Source organism: Bacillus sp. 17RED48 (assembly GCF_019837545.1).
In the GTDB taxonomy this organism is placed as follows: Bacteria; Bacillota; Bacilli; order Bacillales; family Bacillaceae_G; genus Bacillus_A; species Bacillus_A wiedmannii.
The window spans coordinates 1-292 of the sequence record NZ_JADAXG010000064.1 but is presented as its reverse complement, the minus strand read 5'-3'; the positions used below and the strand labels follow the sequence as shown (position 1 = coordinate 292).

Annotated in this window: 3 tRNA genes; all 3 read right to left on the bottom strand. The window is 47.6% G+C overall.

The features are described from left to right. Nucleotides 1-5: 5 nt before the first annotated feature. The 3 genes from ILT06_RS32320 to ILT06_RS32310 all read right to left on the bottom strand — a co-directional run bounded on the left by ILT06_RS32320 (nucleotide 6) and on the right by ILT06_RS32310 (nucleotide 280). Nucleotides 6-80 (bottom strand) — tRNA-Gly (locus ILT06_RS32320). A 29-nt stretch (nucleotides 81-109) separates the two neighbouring features. Next, nucleotides 110-190, bottom strand: a tRNA-Leu gene (locus tag ILT06_RS32315). Between the two features lie 14 nt (nucleotides 191-204). Further along, nucleotides 205-280, bottom strand: a tRNA-Lys gene (locus ILT06_RS32310). Nucleotides 281-292: the final 12 nt, after the last annotated feature.

The window sequence follows — 292 nt, the reverse complement described above, 5'->3', positions numbered from 1 at the left end:
GAAATTGGAGCGGAAGACGGGATTCGAACCCGCGACCCCAACCTTGGCAAGGTTGTATTCTACCACTGAACTACTTCCGCAAGACATGTTTGAGATATTTCATTAAAAGTGCGGGTGAAGGGAGTCGAACCCCCACGCCAAAGGCGCTAGATCCTAAGTCTAGTGCGTCTGCCAATTCCGCCACACCCGCATATTTCATTAAAATGGTGAGCCATGAAGGATTCGAACCTTCGACCCTCTGATTAAAAGTCAGATGCTCTACCAACTGAGCTAATGGCTCTTGCAATAAAAA